Below are 15,697 nucleotides of genomic sequence, written 5' to 3' on the forward strand. Positions count from 1 at the left end.
AATATGGAGAATGAACGGATGCCAACGCTGTTGTTGTACAAGGAAATCAAGGCGCTCAATCGAGATGAGCACAAGCTGTTAAAGCTCAAAGCCGGCGGTGATAGTTATTTTGCCTCCGAAACCCATTTGGTCCCCTTGGCAGGCCTGGAGTTTTTCCAGGCCGCGCGCAGTTACCCGATTGTATTCGTTGGTGAGGGCGATAGTGTCAGTCCGATTGCTTTGCTGGGATTGGAGCAGGGTGATAACAGCTATGTGCAGGACGATGGTCAGTGGCATGCCAATGCCTATGTGCCTGCTTTTATCCGGCGTTACCCCTTTGTATTGGCGCAAGGGGAAGATGATGGTTTCACCGTTTGCATAGATGCCGGCTACTCGGGCTGGAATGAAACCCAAGGGCAAGCGCTTTTCAAGGACGATGGCTCGAACAGTGACTATCTGAATGAAATGATTCAGTTCATGCAGGGCTTTACCGCAGAAATGCAGCGTACCCGCGATTTTGTCGAAACCTTGAAGACATTAGATCTGCTGGTGGCACGTACGCTCAAGCTAACCCACATCAGTGGCGAGAGTTTTGTCTTGCGTGATTTCATGGCTGTTGATGAAGAACGTTTCCTCAAGCTTGACGACGATCAGGTCCTGAGACTGAATCGGAAGGGCTATTTAGGCTGGGTTTATGCTCATCTGATGTCGTTGGGTAATGCCAACCAGTTGTTTGAGCGCTACTTGGTCGCTCACCAGCAAGCGGCAGCTACCCACTAGGTGAGGGAGGGAACAGGCCTGATTAGGTCTGTTCTCCCATTCGTTTATTGGCTTATTCGCTGACCACGATATTGCGGCCGCGGTGTTTGGCGGCGTACATAAGTTTGTCGCAGCGATCGAGCAGCTCCCGGCCGGTCTCGTCGTTATGGCGGATGGCGACCCCCAGGCTTACGGTCATGGGTAGTGGTTGGCCATCGATCTTGAATTGCAGGTTTTCCACTGCACTGCGAATACGCTCGGCAATGCTTTTGGCAGGCTCCAGACCGGTGTTGCCCAGCACTACTACAAACTCCTCGCCTCCCAGACGATACAACCCATCCACTGCACGCAAACACTGGCGAGTGCAGTCAACCACAGTTTTCAGGGCCTGGTCGCCGTAGGCATGACCATAAATATCATTGATTTGCTTGAAGCGGTCCAGGTCCAGTACCAGCAGCGACAGAGGAGTGCGGTTGCGGATGGCAAGCTGAACCTCACGGTTGATGGCCTGGTCCATGGCCAAGCGGTTGCCGGCTCCGGTCAGGTTGTCGCGCAGGGCGCACGACACTGCCTCGTGGTACATCAGGGCGTTGCGTAGCGGATACAGCAGAGTGCTGAGCAGAGTTTCCAGGTTACTCAGTTCCAGTTCGCGAAAGCGTTTGGCGCGACTGAACTGCAGTTCGCCGAGAAAATCGTTGCCATGATTGAGTCGATAGCTGCAGCGATGCAGACTGGGGTTGCCCTGTTGCAGTTGCAGGTCGTGGGTGCTGTTCTGGTACTCCAGTCCGTCGACCGGGATCAGGCTTTGCAGTTCAGTGAAGAACAGTTCCAGAACCCGGTCGATTTCCAGTGAGGTTTGCAGCACCTGGAGCAATCGCTGGTGCAGTTCCGGCAGCGAGCGCTGCTGGCTGCTGGCAGGCTGAAGCAGTTTGCGGGCGCTGTCGAGATCGATGGTATTGCCTTGGGTCGACATCATGACAAATCCTGAGCGGGTGCTGGAATTATCTTGATTCAAGCAAGCTGTGTGCCATCGAAAATAAGTTCTTTATTATCAATGTGTTGGAGTTTTTTGATGGCGTTTTGGTGGCGAGGGTGGCAAAAAATTGCCGTTGCACGGGCTTTTTGCCGCTGCCCAGCGGCAGCGGCGTCGAAAAACCGTCTTATTGGGCGTTCAGCGCCTGGCCATTGATTTCGCGGCTGTCGGCACCCAGCAGGTAGAGAAATACCGGCATGATGGCGGCGGGCTCGGGATTGGTCTCCGGCTCTTCGGCCGGGTAGGCCTTGGCCCGCATGGCGGTGCGGGTAGCGCCGGGGTTGACGCTGTTAACCCGGATATTGCTGGTACCGTCCTGCTCGTCTGCCAAAACCTGCATCATGCCCTCCAGAGCGAACTTGGATACTGCATAGGGGCCCCAGTAGGCGCGCCCTGTGCGACCAACGCTGGATGACACCATGACTACCGAGGCGTCACCAGCGACGCGCAGTAGTGGCATCATCGCCTTGGTCAGCAGGAATGGGGCGTTGACGTTGACCTGCATGGCCTGCAGCCAGTCTTCGGTTTTGATCTGTTCGAACGGGGTGCGCGGGCCGCCCAGCAGGGCGGCGTTGTGGACCAGGCCGTCGAGTCGACCGAAGCTGTCGAAGAGCTGGTCGGCCAGGTCCTCGTAGTCCTTTTCAGTTGCGGTTTCCAGGTTGAGTACGCAAATGGCCGGTTGCGGCTGGCCCGCGGCCTCGATCTGATCGTATACCGCTTCCAGTTTGCTCAGGCTGCGGCCGATCAGTACTACGGTGGCGCCGTGAGCTGCGCAGCTCAGGGCGCAGGCCTTGCCAATTCCGTCGCTGGCGCCGGTGATGAGGATGACCCGATCCTTGAGCAGGTCGGTCGGGGCATGATAGTCGAACATGTTACTTCTCCTGTTGGCGTAACTGCATCAGCCAGGGATGCAATGCCGCTGCCTCGTGAATACTATGGTCAGCCTGCCAGGTACTGGGGTCGTCGCCGGGCGGCAGATAGCCGTACAGCGCTGCAACGGTCAGCATGCCGGCGGCGCGTCCGGCCTGAATGTCGCGCAGGTGGTCACCAATGAATACCGAATCGCGCGGCTCTACTCCCATCTCGACACAGGCTTTGAGCAAGGGTTCCGGGTGAGGTTTTGACTGGCTGACCTGGTCTGGGCAGACCAGGCTGGCGCAACGCTGACCAATCCCCATGGCGTCCAGTAATGGCACACTGAAGCGACTTAGCTTGTTGGTAACCACGCCCCAGGGCAGGCCTTCGCTATCGAGCCAGTCGAGCAGAGCTTCGATGCCCGGGTAGAAGCGGGTATGTACTGCCAGCTGGCGGTCATAGCGTTGCAGAAAGTCTTCGCGAAGCTCATGGAAACCGGGTGCCTGCGGGTTCAGTTCGAAGGCGGCGCAGAGCATGCCGATCGAGCCGTCCGATACCCGGCTGCGCACCTGATCTTCGGGCGCTGGCGGCAGGCCGCGTTCGGCGCGCATGACCTGGATGATGTCGACGAAGTCGCCTGCGGTATCCAACAGGGTTCCATCGAGATCGAACAGGACGCTGGTGATCATGACTACAGGCTCCGCTGGCAGTGAATCATGTAGTTGACGTCAACATCCTGCTCCAGGCGGTAGATCTTGGTCAGCGGGTTGTAGGTCAGGCCAGTGATGTCCTGCAGGTCCAGACCGGCTTCGCGGCTCCAGGCGCCCAGTTCAGCAGGACGGATGAATTTGGCGAATTCGTGAGTGCCGCGCGGCAACATGCGCAGTACGTATTCAGCTCCGACGATGGCGAACAGGAATGACTTGGGGTTGCGATTGATGGTCGAGAAGAACACCTGGCCGCCGGGTTTGACCAGTGTGGCGCAGGCACGGATCACCGATGAGGGGTCGGGTACGTGCTCGAGCATTTCCATGCAGGTCACCACGTCGAACTGGCCGGGGAGCTCTTCGGCCAACTCTTCAGCAGTGCACTGGCGATAATCGATCTCGACGCCGGATTCGAGCTGGTGCAGCCGGGCTACGCCAAGCGGCGCTTCGCCCATATCGATGCCGGTAACCTTGGCGCCACGCTGGGCCATGGCTTCGGCCAGGATGCCGCCGCCGCAGCCAACGTCAAGTACGGTCTTGCCGGCCAGGCCGGCGCGCTGGTCGATCCAATTGGTGCGCAGTGGGTTGATTTCATGCAGTGGGCGGAATTCGCTGTTGCGGTCCCACCAGCGGCTGGCCAGCGCCTCGAATTTGGCGATTTCAGCGCGATCGACATTAAGCATCCTGGGTATCCCCTTGTTGAATACGTTGAGCCCAGTCCCGGGCCTGGGCAAGCAGTGGCTCCAGTTCGAAGTGAGTCAGTTGTCGGTCGCGGACCCTTTCCCGGCCGGCAACCCATACGTCACTCACCTGGCTGGCGCTGCAGGTATAAAGCAGTTGTGATAATGCATGATACACCGGTTGGCGGCCGGGGCCCTCGAGTTCTACGGCGATCAGGTCGGCGGCCTTGCCGGGTTCCAGTGAGCCGATGCGCTCGCTCAGGCCCAAGGCCTTGGCGCCAGCCAGGGTAGCCATATGCAGGGCGGCGTGGGCATCCAGGGCAGTAGGTTGACCGCTGACACCCTTGGCCAGCAGGGCGGCTGTGCGCAACTCGCCAAGCATATCCAGATCGTTGTTGCTGGCTGCACCGTCGGTACCGAGCGCAACGTTGATACCTGCCTCCAGCAGGCGTTGGGTCGGGCAGAAACCGCTGGCCAGTTTGAGGTTGGATTCCGGGCAGTGGATCACCTGCACATCGAAGGCCTGAAGCAATTCAAGATCATTGTCGTCCACCTGGGTCATGTGCACGGCTTGCAGACGCGGGCTAAGTAGCCCCAGATCACGCAGGCGCTGAAGCGGGCGTCGTCCATCCTGTTGCAGGGCCTGATCGACTTCGGTTGCGGTTTCGTGCACATGCATGTGGACAGGCAGATCCAGTTCGTCGGCCAAAGTGCGGATTCGGGTCAGGGTATCATCGCCAACCGTATAGGGTGCGTGTGGGCCGAAGGCAATGCTGACCAGTGCACTGTGGCGTAGTTCGTCATGCAGGCGCAGGCCTTGACTGATGGCGTCGTTGGCGTCGCGGGCCCCGGGGATCGGGCTGTCGACGACCGGAAAGGCAATTTGTGCGCGGATTCCGCGCTCCTGCGCGACCTGGGCGGCCACTGCTGGATAGAAGTACATGTCGGCAAAGCAGGTGGTGCCGCCCAGCAGCATCTCCGCTACGGCCAGTTCGGTACCGATACGCACGAACTGTTCGTCGACCCAGCGGCCTTCGGCTGGCCAGATATGCTCCTGCAGCCAGGTCATCAGGGGCAGATCGTCGGCCAGGCCGCGCAGCAGGCTCATGGCGGCATGACCGTGGGCATTTACCAGGCCCGGTATTAGCAGATGATTGCCGAGCTCGCGCCACTCGCGTGGGCGTAGGTCGCCGCAGGCGCTTTGCGGCACAATGGCGAGAATGTTGCCCTGATGAATGGCCAGCGCGTGATCCGTCAGAAGTTGGCCGGCAGGTACTACCGGAGCGATCCAGCGTGCGCTGATCAGCAGGTCGAATTCGTTGGGTATCTGGAACATGGGCACAATACCTGCCTGGGTTGCGGTGTGGCGCAGTATACCCTCCGACAAGGTGTTATTGCTGCCCGGTGAGGTGTGTATGCAGGGTATAATCAGCGACTTTGATCATGCCGGCCTCCTGTCGGCAGTGGCTGGAGATGTGCATGTCACCGGATTTCACGTTGTTGCCCGAGACGTTCAAGGCGGTTGAGTGGTGCTCTGACTGCCTGCGTTTACTGGATCAGCGGCATTTGCCTGGGCAGGAGTTGTATCAGAATTGCGACGATGCGTCACAGGTTGCGGCGGCGATCCGTGACATGGTGGTGCGTGGTGCGCCGGCGATTGGTGTGGCTGCTGCTTATGGTATTGCGCTGGCGGCCCGGCGGATTGCTCAGGCTGACGATTGGGAATCTGCCCTGGCGGACGACTTTGCCTGTCTGGAGGTGGCTCGGCCAACTGCGGTAAATCTGACCTGGGCGTTGCGCATGATGCGAGAACAGTTGCGACGCCTGCCGGCTGATGCCGATGTGCCTGCCCGCTTGCTGCAAGCTGCCGAGGAAATCCATGCCGGTGATCGTGAAGCCAATCTCAGCATGGCGCGCTTGGGCTTGCAGGTGCTGCGCCGGCATGGGCGTGGCAAGCAGAAAGTGCTGACCCACTGCAATGCCGGAGCCCTGGCCACTGGCGGTTACGGTACAGCGCTTGGGGTTATCCGGGCTGCTCATGCGGCCGGAGTGCTTGAGCGGGTCTATGCCGATGAAACCCGGCCCTGGCTGCAGGGTGCCAGGCTGACGGCCTGGGAGTTGGTACGCGGAGGGGTGCCGGTCACGTTGCTGGCGGATGTCACTGCAGCCCATCTGATGAAGACCGAAGCGATCAGTTGGGTCATCGTGGGTGCTGACCGGATCGCGGCCAATGGCGATGTGGCCAACAAGATCGGCACCTATTCGCTGGCTGTATTGGCCATGCATCATGGGGTGCGGTTCATGGTGGTGGCGCCAACCTCGACCATCGACATGAGTCTGGAAGAGGGTGAGCTGATTCCGTTGGAAGAGCGCTCGGGTGATGAGTTGTTGCAGGTCGGTGGGCAGGATCTGACAACTGGTGCCGAGGTGTTCAATCCGGTGTTCGATGTTACGCCGGCCGACCTGATTGACGTGATTGTGACCGAAAAGGGCATTGTCGAGCGCCCCGACGCCCGCAAGCTGGCCGAGCTTATGAGTACCCGACGCCTGCACTGACTGGTTCTTGGCGCCGGGCGCTTTCGCGCTCCCTCCCTTACCTCGTCTGTGGTATGCTGCTGGGCTTTGATCGGGCGTGGTCCGGATCGCTCGACACAGAGTTTCGCCGGGCGCCGAGAGCCCCTTCGCGCACTGAACCAAAGCTATAGGCATCAGCAGGTTGCCGACTAATAAAGGAATGCCGTTTCATGGGTGAACTGGCCAAAGAAATCCTTCCAGTCAATATCGAAGACGAGCTGAAACAGTCCTACCTCGATTACGCTATGAGCGTCATCGTCGGCCGGGCACTGCCGGACGTGCGTGACGGCCTCAAGCCCGTACACCGGCGCGTGCTGTTCGCCATGAGCGAGCTGGGCAACGACTGGAACAAGGCATACAAGAAGTCCGCCCGTGTGGTCGGTGACGTGATCGGTAAATACCACCCGCACGGCGACTCGGCCGTTTATGACACCATCGTGCGGATGGCGCAGGACTTCTCCATGCGTTACCCGCTGGTTGACGGGCAGGGCAACTTCGGCTCGATCGACGGTGATAATGCCGCCGCCATGCGTTATACCGAAGTGCGGATGGCCAAGCTGGCACATGAGCTGCTGGCCGATCTGGACAAGGAAACCGTCGACTGGGTGCCCAACTATGACGGCACCGAACAGATCCCCGAGGTTTTGCCGACCAAGGTCCCCAATTTGCTGGTCAACGGTTCCAGCGGGATTGCCGTGGGCATGGCTACCAATATTCCGCCGCACAACCTGACCGAAGTGATCAATGGCTGTCTGGCGCTGATTGCCAACCCCGATCTGGGTGTTGACGAGCTAATGGAGTACATTCCAGGCCCCGACTTCCCCACCGCCGGCATCATCAATGGCCGCGCCGGTATCGTCGAGGCCTATCGCACTGGTCGCGGGCGCATTTATGTGCGGGCGCGCTGTGAAATCGAAGATATCGACAAGGTCGGTGGGCGTCAGCAGATCATCATCAACGAGCTTCCCTATCAGTTGAACAAGGCGCGGCTGATCGAGAAGATCGCCGAGCTGGTCAAGGAGAAGAAGCTCGAAGGTATCACCGAGCTGCGTGATGAGTCCGACAAGGACGGTATCCGGGTGGTGATCGAGCTGCGTCGTGGCGAAGTACCGGAAGTGGTACTCAACAACCTCTACGCCCAGACCCAGATGCAGAGCGTGTTCGGCATCAATATTGTCGGCCTGCTCGACGGCCAGCCAAAGATCCTGAATCTCAAGGAACTGCTCGAAGCCTTTATCCGTCACCGTCGTGAAGTGGTGACCCGGCGCACCGTGTACGAGCTGCGCAAGGCCCGTGAGCGCGGCCATATCCTTGAAGGTCAGGCGGTAGCCCTGTCCAACATCGACCCGGTTATCGAGCTGATCAAGGCATCGCCGACTCCGGCTGAGGCCAAGGAACGCCTGATTGCCACAGCCTGGGAACCGGGCGCCGTGGTGGAGATGGTCAAGCGCGCTGGCGCCGAGTCCTGCCGCCCGGAAGGGCTCGATGAGCAGTACGGTCTGCGTGAGGGCAAGTACTACCTGTCACCGGAGCAGGCTCAGGCAATTCTGGAATTGCGTCTGCACCGCCTGACCGGTCTGGAGCACGAGAAGCTGCTGGGCGAGTACCAGGAAATTCTGGTTCAGATTGGCGAGCTGCTGCGTATCCTCAACAGCCAGGAACGGCTGATGGAAGTGATCGTCGAAGAGCTGGAGCAGGTCAAAACCAGCTATGGCGATGAGCGCCGTACCGAGATCGTTGCTTCGCGCCTGGACCTGACCATTGCCGACCTGATTACCGAGGAAGATCGGGTAGTCACCATTTCCCATGGCGGTTACGCCAAGAGCCAGCCGCTGGCCGACTATCAGGCGCAGCGCCGTGGTGGTCGGGGCAAGGCCGCCACCGGGGTCAAGGACGAGGACTACGTTGAACACCTGCTGGTAGCTCACAGTCATACCACCCTGCTGCTGTTCTCCAGCAAGGGCAAGGTCTACTGGCTCAAGACCTATGAGATTCCCGAGGCCTCGCGCACCGCTCGAGGCCGGCCGCTGGTCAATCTGCTGCCGCTGGACGAAGGTGAGAAGATCACCACCATGCTGCCGGTTGATGAGTACACCGAAGGCTGGTTCATCTTCATGGCCACCGCCAATGGTACGGTCAAGAAAACCCCGCTGGAGCAGTTCAGTCGCCAGCGTAGTGTTGGTCTGATTGCCCTGGATCTGGATGAGGGGGATCGACTGATTGCCGCCGCGCTGACCGATGGTCAGCGTGAAGTCATGCTGTTCTCCGATGGCGGCAAGGTGACTCGCTTCCAGGAATCCGACGTGCGGGCCATGGGGCGGACTGCCCGGGGTGTCCGTGGCATGCGTCTGGCCGAGGGGCAGCGCCTGGTGTCGATGCTGATTGCCGAAGCGGATACCCAGATCCTGACGGCTTCCGAGCGTGGTTACGGCAAGCGTACCGCGGTCGAAGAGTTCCCGCAGTACAAGCGTGGTGGCCAGGGCGTGATCGCCATGGTGACCAATGAACGCAACGGTCCGTTGGTCGGGGCGATCCAGGTGGTCGATGGTGACGAGATCATGCTGATTTCCGATCAGGGCACGCTGGTCCGTACCCGGGTCAGTGAGGTCTCCAAATTGTCGCGCAATACTCAGGGTGTGACTCTGATCAAACTGGCCAATGGCGAGAAGCTTGTTGGTCTGGAGCGCGTACAGGAGCCGGAAGAAAGTGACGAGTTGCTCGATGAAGATGCCGTGGCTGATGGCGTTGACGTCGAGGTCAAAGAGTCTGGTGACGGCGGTGAGCCGCCAGTGAGTGAGCAGGAGTAACAGGCATCGTGAGCAAGCGTTTGTTCAATTTCTGCGCCGGCCCAGCGGCGCTGCCCGAAGCGGTGCTGCAGCAGGCCCGCGAAGAGTTGCTGGATTGGCAGGGCAAAGGTTTGTCTGTGATGGAAATGAGCCATCGCAGCGACGAGTTTGTCGGCATCGCCGAGCGCGCTGAGCAGGATCTGCGTGATCTGCTGGCGATTCCGAACAACTATAAGGTGCTGTTCCTGCAGGGCGGAGCCAGCCAGCAGTTTGCCCAGATTCCGCTCAATCTGCTGCCTGAGGGTGGCAGGGCCGATTATATCGACACCGGTATCTGGTCGGCCAAGGCCATCGAGGAGGCCTCGCGCTTCGGTAACGTACATGTTGCCGCCAGTGCCAAGGGCCATGACTACTTCGCAATTCCCGGGCAGAACGACTGGCAGCTCTCCGGCGATGCCGCCTATGTACACTACACCCCGAACGAGACCATCGGTGGGCTGGAGTTCAACTGGGTGCCGGAAGTGTCTGCGCCCTTGGTGGCAGACATGTCCTCGAACATACTGTCGCGTCCGCTTGATGTATCGAAGTTCGGTCTGATCTATGCCGGTGCGCAGAAAAATATCGGTCCCAGCGGCCTGGTAGTGGTAATCGTGCGTGAAGATCTGCTCGGTCGCGCGCGGGCCAGTTGTCCGACCATGCTCGACTATGCCGTGGCGGCCAAGAATGGCTCGATGTACAACACCCCGCCGACCTTCGCCTGGTACCTGTCCGGGCTGATTTTTCAGTGGCTCAAGCAGCAGGGTGGGCTGGAGGGGATGAAGCGCGTCAACGATGCCAAGCAGCGCAAGCTGTATGCCGCCATCGACGCCAGTGGGCTGTACAGCAACCCGATCAATGTCGCTGATCGCTCGTGGATGAACGTACCGTTCCGCCTGGCAGATGACCGCCTGGACAAGCCGTTCCTGGCTGGCGCCGAGGAGCGTGGGCTGCTTAATCTGAAGGGCCATCGCTCGGTCGGTGGTATGCGTGCGTCAATTTACAATGCGGTGCCGGAAGCGGCAGTGGATGCACTGGTGGCCTACATGGCCGAATTCGAGAAACAGCACGGTTGAACCCATGTCCGACGAAGCTCAACTCAAGGCCCTGCGTAATCGCATCGACAGCATCGACGAAAAAATTCTCGAGCTGATCAGTGAGCGCGCGCTCTGTGCCCAAACCGTGGCGCAGGTCAAACAGAAGGCCCTGCCTGAGGGCGAGAAAGCGGTTTTTTACCGTCCCGAGCGTGAAGCCTGGGTACTCAAGCACATCATGGAGCTGAACCAGGGGCCGCTCGACAACGAGGAAATGGCGCGCCTGTTCCGCGAGATCATGTCTGCCTGCTTGGCCCTGGAAGAGCCGCTCAAGGTTGCCTATCTGGGGCCGGAAGGTACCTTTACCCAGGCGGCGGCGCTGAAGCACTTCGGACATTCGGTGATCAGCGTGCCAATGGCGGCGATCGATGAAATCTTCCGTGAAGTGGCCGCCGGTGCAGTGCAGTTCGGCGTAGTGCCGGTGGAAAACTCCACTGAAGGCGCGATCAACCACACGCTGGACAGCTTCCTCGAGCACGACATGGTGATCTGTGGCGAAGTCGAGTTGCGCATTCATCATCACCTGCTGGTCGGCGAAAATACCAAGACCGACAAGATTTCCCGGGTCTATTCGCATGCCCAGTCGCTGGCCCAGTGCCGCAAGTGGCTGGATGCCCATTACCCGAATGTTGAGCGGGTGGCGGTGGCCAGTAACGCCGACGCGGCCAAGCGGGTCAAGGGGGAGTGGAATTCGGCGGCGATTGCCGGTGACATGGCCTGCGAACTCTATGGCCTGAGCAAGATCGCGGAAAAGATCGAGGACCGTCCGGACAACTCCACACGGTTCCTGATCATTGGCAACCAGAAGGTGCCGCCGACCGGCGACGACAAGACTTCGGTCATCGTCTCCATGCGCAATAAGCCGGGCGCGCTGCATCATCTGCTGGAACCGTTCCATACTAATGGCATCGACCTGACCCGGATCGAAACCCGGCCCTCGCGCAGCGGCAAGTGGACCTACGTATTCTTCATCGACTTCATCGGTCATCAGCATGACCCGCTGATCAAGGATGTGCTGGAGAAGATCAACGACGAGTCGGTGGCGCTGAAAGTGCTGGGCTCCTACCCGAAGGCAGTGTTGTAACACGGCCGATTCCCTCGGCCTGTGCGGAGCGCATATGAGCTGTGATTTTCTTGCCCTGGCCCTGCCCGGGGTGCAAAAGCTGTCTCCCTATGTCCCCGGCAAGCCGGTGGAAGAGCTGGCGCGCGAATTTGGTTTGCGCGCCGAAGACATCGTCAAGCTGGCCAGCAATGAGAACCCGCTTGGCCCCAGTCCGCTGGCGGTGGAAGCGATCAAGGCGAGTCTGCCGGAGCTGACCCGCTACCCGGATGGCAATGGCTTTGCGCTCAAGCAGGCGCTGTCGCGCGTGTTTTCTCTGCAGCCTGAGCAGTTGACCCTGGGTAATGGCTCCAACGACATTCTTGAGCTGGTAACCCGGGCGTTTGTTTCGCCCGAGCATGAGGTGGTGTTCAGTGAGCACGCCTTTGCCGTCTATCCGATCGTGACTCAGGCGGTTGGAGCCAAGGCAGTGGTGGTGCCGGCGCGCGATTGGGGGCATGATCTGGAGGCGATGGCGGCGGCCATTACTCCAGCGACCCGGCTGGTGTTCATCGCCAACCCGAACAATCCGACTGGCACCTGGCTTGGCAAGCCAGAGCTGGAAGCTTTTCTGGCCAAAGTGCCGGAGCGGGTCATCGTGGTGCTCGATGAGGCGTACACTGAATACGTCGAGGATGCCGATTTTCCGCGTGGTTTTGACTACCTGACGCAGTATCCCAACCTGCTGGTGTCGCGGACCTTCTCCAAGGCCTACGGTCTGGCAGCGCTGCGGGTGGGCTACGCCGCTAGTCATCCTCAGGTTGCCGACGCGCTGAATCGGGTGCGTCAGCCGTTCAATGTTAACAGTCTGGCGCTGGCCGCTGCGCTAGCCAGTCTCGGCGATCAGGCCTACCTTGAGGCCAGTCGGGCGATCAATCGCGAAGGGATGTTGCAGTTAGAGCACGGCTTTCGGGAGCTGGGGTTGAGCTGGATTCCCTCACGCGGCAACTTTGTTGCCGTCGATCTGGGTTGCGAGGCTGCCCCGGTGTTCCAGGCGCTGTTGCGCGAGGGTGTGATTGTGCGCCCGGTGGCCAACTACGGCATGCCCAATCATCTTCGGGTCACTGTTGGTCTGGGGATGGAGAATCAGCGCTTCCTTGAGGCGCTGACCAAGGTGCTCGACCGTGGTTGATGTCAACAGCCTGTCATCTTCTGTACCGACAATCGGTCGCCTTGCGGTAATCGGTCTGGGCCTGATCGGTGGTTCGTTTGCCAAGGGCATTCGCCAGGCTGGTGTGTGCGCTGAGGTTGTCGGTTGTGATCCCGATCCGATGGCGCGCCGGCTGGCCTTGCCGTTGGGGGTGGTCGACCGGGTGACCGACAATCTGGCTGAGGCGGTGCGTGATGCGGATGTGATTCTGCTGGCTGTGCCGGTGCTGGCGATGGAAAAGGTGCTGGCCGAACTGGCGACTTTGTCTCTGGGACAAGCGGTGCTGACCGATGTTGGCAGTACCAAGGGGGCTGTGGTCAAGGCGGTTGAGCAGGCCTTTGGTCAGATCCCGCCGCTGTTCGTGCCCGGGCACCCGATTGCCGGCTCCGAGAAAAGCGGGGTTGAGGCTGCTCGCGCCGAGTTGTTCAGGCGGCACAAGGTGATTCTGACTCCGCTGGAGAACACCAGCGAGCAAGCGCTGGAACTGGTCACCCGGCTATGGCATTGCCTGGGCGCAGATGTCGAGGCGATGCCTCTGGCTGACCATGACGAGGTGCTGGCAGCTACCAGTCATCTGCCGCATTTGCTGGCCTTCTCGCTGGTCGACACCCTGGCGGCTCGCAGCGAGAACCTGGAGATCTTCCGCTATGCGGCGGGAGGTTTTCGTGACTTTACCCGGATCGCTGCCAGTGATCCGGTGATGTGGCGTGATGTGTTCCTGGCCAATCGTGATGCGGTATTGCGCAGCCTGGACGACTTCACCCGGGATTTAAGCCGCTTGCGCGAAGCGGTCGAGGGGCGGGACGCCAACACCCTGTTGGGGGTGTTTACCCGTGCCAAGGCTGCGCGTGAGCATTTCAGTACCATTTTGGCCCGCAGGGCGTATATGGAACCTATGCAGACTCAAGCCATCAACTTCATCGCTCAGCCTGGAGGTCGTGTCAACGGCAGTATCCGGGTACCTGGCGACAAGTCCATCTCCCATCGCTCGATCATGCTCGGCTCGCTGGCCGAAGGTGTGACCGAAGTGGAGGGCTTTCTGGAGGGGGAGGACAGTCTGGCGACCCTGCAGGCGTTCCGCGACATGGGCGTGGTGATTGAAGGTCCGCACCATGGTCGCGTTACCATCAATGGGGTAGGACTGCAGGGCCTGCAGGCTCCGCCTGGCCCCCTGTACCTGGGCAACTCGGGAACCTCGATGCGTCTTTTGGCCGGTTTGCTGGCCGGTCAGGAGTTTGACACCGTGCTGACCGGTGATGCGTCGCTGTCCAAGCGCCCGATGGGGCGGGTGGCCAAACCATTGCGGGAAATGGGTGCGCAGATCGAAACTGCAGCAGATGGTCGCCCGCCGTTGCGCATTACAGGCGGCAGCAAATTGATGGGGATGGACTACCAGATGCCAGTGGCCAGCGCCCAGGTCAAATCTTGCCTGTTGCTGGCGGGTCTGTATGCCGGTGGCAGCACGTCGGTGACTGAGCCTGCGCCAACCCGTGATCATACCGAGCGGATGCTCAAAGGCTTTGGTTATCCGATCAAGGTTGAAGGTGCCAAGGCCACTATCGAGGCGGGTCACAAGCTGACTGCATGCAAGATCGATGTGCCGGCGGATATTTCTTCGGCCGCCTTCTTCATGGTTGCCGCCAGTATCGCCGAAGGCTCGGATCTGACCCTGGAGCACGTCGGCATCAACCCGACCCGGGTTGGGGTGATCAATATCCTCAAGGCCATGGGCGGTGATATCGAGCTGTCCAATGAGCGCGAAGTGGGTGGCGAGCCGGTGGCTGATATTCGTATTCGCAGCGCCAAGCTCAAAGGTATCGATATCCCGATTGATCAGGTGCCGCTGGCCATTGATGAGTTCCCGGTGTTGTTCGTGGCCGCAGCCTGTGCCCAGGGGCGTACCGTGCTGCGTGGCGCGGAAGAGTTGCGGGTCAAGGAGTCGGATCGGATCCAGGTCATGGCCGATGGTCTGCAGGCGCTGGGTGTCAGGGCTGAGCCGACCGCCGACGGGATCATCATCGATGGCGGGCCGATTGGTGGTGGCAAGGTAGATAGTCACGGTGATCATCGTATCGCCATGTCTTTCAGTGTTGCCTCACTGCGAGCTACCGGCGACATCCAGATCAGTGATTGCGCCAACGTGGCGACCTCCTTCCCGGGATTCATCGAGCTGGCCCGGTCTGTGGGTATTCAGGTCAGCCTGGAGGCATCGGCGTGACCGAACAAAGCACCCCGGTAATCACCATCGACGGTCCCGGCGGTTCGGGCAAGGGCACTATCGCCGGATTGCTGGCCGCACGCATAGGCTGGAATCTGCTCGACTCGGGTGCCCTGTACCGGTTGCTGGCCTTTGCCGCGCAGAATCATGGTGTCGACCTGACCAACGAGGAAGTGCTTACGCGGCTGGCTGCTCACCTGGACGTGCAGTTCGTGGCTGACGAAGGGCAGGGCGAGCAACGGATCATCCTTGAGGGTGAAGACGTGACCCGTGCCATCCGTACCGAGGCCATAGGTGCTGGCGCTTCTCAGGTCGCCTCCCTGCCAGCGGTGCGTGAGGCTTTGCTGCAGCGCCAGCAGGCCTTTCGCGAAGCGCCGGGGCTGGTGGCCGATGGTCGGGATATGGGGACCGTGGTGTTCAGCGACGCAGAATTGAAGATATTTCTGACCGCCAGCCCGCAGGAACGCGCCGAACGGCGGTACAAGCAGTTGCTGCAAAAGGGCGAAACTGCTAATCTGGCGAGTCTACTCGATGAGATTATGGCGCGTGATGAGCGCGACATGAATCGTAGCGTTGCGCCGCTCAAGCCGGCTGATGATGCGATCATGGTCGATTCTACCGACATGAGCATTGAGCAAGTACTTGAAACAGTTCAGATGGAAGCGCACAAGCGCGGCCTGCTGGGCTGATCAGGAGGGTTCCGTACCGGGTAACCAGCACCACCGGT

The 15,697-nt window shown here is 60.1% G+C and carries 13 protein-coding genes; 8 read left to right on the forward strand and 5 right to left on the reverse strand.

Features of this window, described 5'->3' with window-relative positions; all coding sequences use genetic code 11:
* Positions 1-18: 18 nt before the first annotated feature.
* A complete protein-coding gene (locus tag BVH74_RS10740) occupies positions 19-759 on the forward strand; it encodes a SapC family protein (RefSeq protein WP_080050064.1) in 741 nt (246 codons plus the stop codon).
* A gap of 52 nt (positions 760-811) precedes the next feature.
* Here BVH74_RS10740 and BVH74_RS10745 read toward each other — a convergent pair whose 3' ends face one another.
* The 5 genes from BVH74_RS10745 to BVH74_RS10765 form a co-directional block, all read right to left on the reverse strand.
* A complete protein-coding gene (locus tag BVH74_RS10745) occupies positions 812-1,714 on the reverse strand; it encodes a GGDEF domain-containing protein (RefSeq protein ID WP_080050065.1) in 903 nt (300 codons plus the stop codon).
* Between the two features lie 184 nt (positions 1,715-1,898).
* A complete protein-coding gene (locus tag BVH74_RS10750; RefSeq protein ID WP_080050066.1) occupies positions 1,899-2,642 on the reverse strand; it encodes a YciK family oxidoreductase in 744 nt (247 codons plus the stop codon).
* A gap of 1 nt (position 2,643) precedes the next feature.
* Positions 2,644-3,315: a phosphoglycolate phosphatase gene (gph, locus tag BVH74_RS10755; protein WP_080050067.1), complete on the reverse strand. Its 672-nt coding sequence runs from the start codon at positions 3,313-3,315 to the stop codon at positions 2,644-2,646.
* A 2-nt stretch (positions 3,316-3,317) separates the two neighbouring features.
* The gene (gene ubiG, locus BVH74_RS10760; RefSeq protein WP_080050068.1) at positions 3,318-4,016 is read right to left on the reverse strand and encodes a bifunctional 2-polyprenyl-6-hydroxyphenol methylase/3-demethylubiquinol 3-O-methyltransferase UbiG; all 699 of its coding nucleotides are present in this window, start codon (positions 4,014-4,016) and stop codon (positions 3,318-3,320) included.
* Complete coding sequence (locus BVH74_RS10765) at positions 4,009-5,349, reverse strand: TRZ/ATZ family hydrolase (RefSeq protein ID WP_080050069.1); 1,341 nt, start codon at positions 5,347-5,349, stop codon at positions 4,009-4,011. Before BVH74_RS10765 ends, ubiG begins: the two co-directional genes overlap by 8 nt.
* A 143-nt stretch (positions 5,350-5,492) precedes the next feature.
* Between BVH74_RS10765 and mtnA the strand changes: the two genes are divergently transcribed.
* The 7 genes from mtnA to cmk all read left to right on the forward strand — a co-directional run bounded on the left by mtnA (position 5,493) and on the right by cmk (position 15,659).
* A complete protein-coding gene (gene mtnA, locus BVH74_RS10770; protein ID WP_080050070.1) occupies positions 5,493-6,569 on the forward strand; it encodes an S-methyl-5-thioribose-1-phosphate isomerase in 1,077 nt (358 codons plus the stop codon).
* 188 nt (positions 6,570-6,757) lie between these two features.
* Entirely contained in the window at positions 6,758-9,394 is a 2,637-nt protein-coding gene (gene gyrA / locus BVH74_RS10775) for a DNA gyrase subunit A (protein ID WP_080050071.1), read from the forward strand.
* An 8-nt stretch (positions 9,395-9,402) separates the two neighbouring features.
* Positions 9,403-10,485, forward strand: a complete 1,083-nt coding sequence (gene serC / locus BVH74_RS10780; RefSeq protein ID WP_080050072.1) for a 3-phosphoserine/phosphohydroxythreonine transaminase — start codon at positions 9,403-9,405, stop codon at positions 10,483-10,485.
* A gap of 4 nt (positions 10,486-10,489) precedes the next feature.
* Positions 10,490-11,587 carry a prephenate dehydratase gene (pheA, locus tag BVH74_RS10785; RefSeq protein ID WP_080050073.1) on the forward strand — a complete coding sequence of 366 codons (1,098 nt, stop codon included), beginning with the start codon at positions 10,490-10,492 and terminating at the stop codon, positions 11,585-11,587.
* A 34-nt stretch (positions 11,588-11,621) separates the two neighbouring features.
* Positions 11,622-12,734 carry a histidinol-phosphate transaminase gene (hisC, locus tag BVH74_RS10790; protein WP_080050074.1) on the forward strand — a complete coding sequence of 371 codons (1,113 nt, stop codon included), beginning with the start codon at positions 11,622-11,624 and terminating at the stop codon, positions 12,732-12,734.
* The gene (locus BVH74_RS10795) at positions 12,727-14,970 is read left to right on the forward strand and encodes a bifunctional prephenate dehydrogenase/3-phosphoshikimate 1-carboxyvinyltransferase (RefSeq protein WP_080050075.1); all 2,244 of its coding nucleotides are present in this window, start codon (positions 12,727-12,729) and stop codon (positions 14,968-14,970) included. The genes hisC and BVH74_RS10795 overlap by 8 nt, the downstream gene beginning before the upstream one ends.
* Positions 14,967-15,659: a (d)CMP kinase gene (cmk, locus tag BVH74_RS10800; RefSeq protein WP_080050076.1), complete on the forward strand. Its 693-nt coding sequence runs from the start codon at positions 14,967-14,969 to the stop codon at positions 15,657-15,659. The genes BVH74_RS10795 and cmk overlap by 4 nt, the downstream gene beginning before the upstream one ends.
* The last annotated feature ends 38 nt before the right edge of the window (positions 15,660-15,697 follow it).

This window comes from Halopseudomonas phragmitis, assembly GCF_002056295.1.
In the GTDB taxonomy this organism is placed as follows: domain Bacteria; phylum Pseudomonadota; class Gammaproteobacteria; order Pseudomonadales; family Pseudomonadaceae; genus Halopseudomonas; species Halopseudomonas phragmitis.

Bases quoted from the DNA above. Each gene is read 5' to 3' on its own strand.
- gph (WP_080050067.1), bottom strand. From the start codon at position 3,315: ATGATCACCAGCGTCCTGTTCGATCTCGATGGAACCCTGTTGGATACC.
- BVH74_RS10765 (WP_080050069.1), bottom strand. From the start codon at position 5,349: ATGTTCCAGATACCCAACGAATTCGACCTGCTGATCAGCGCACGCTGG.
- BVH74_RS10745 (WP_080050065.1), bottom strand. From the start codon at position 1,714: ATGATGTCGACCCAAGGCAATACCATCGATCTCGACAGCGCCCGCAAA.
- gyrA (WP_080050071.1), top strand. From the start codon at position 6,758: ATGGGTGAACTGGCCAAAGAAATCCTTCCAGTCAATATCGAAGACGAG.
- hisC (WP_080050074.1), top strand. From the start codon at position 11,622: ATGAGCTGTGATTTTCTTGCCCTGGCCCTGCCCGGGGTGCAAAAGCTG.
- BVH74_RS10740 (WP_080050064.1), top strand. From the start codon at position 19: ATGCCAACGCTGTTGTTGTACAAGGAAATCAAGGCGCTCAATCGAGAT.
- BVH74_RS10750 (WP_080050066.1), bottom strand. From the start codon at position 2,642: ATGTTCGACTATCATGCCCCGACCGACCTGCTCAAGGATCGGGTCATC.
- ubiG (WP_080050068.1), bottom strand. From the start codon at position 4,016: ATGCTTAATGTCGATCGCGCTGAAATCGCCAAATTCGAGGCGCTGGCC.
- mtnA (WP_080050070.1), top strand. From the start codon at position 5,493: ATGTCACCGGATTTCACGTTGTTGCCCGAGACGTTCAAGGCGGTTGAG.
- pheA (WP_080050073.1), top strand. From the start codon at position 10,490: ATGTCCGACGAAGCTCAACTCAAGGCCCTGCGTAATCGCATCGACAGC.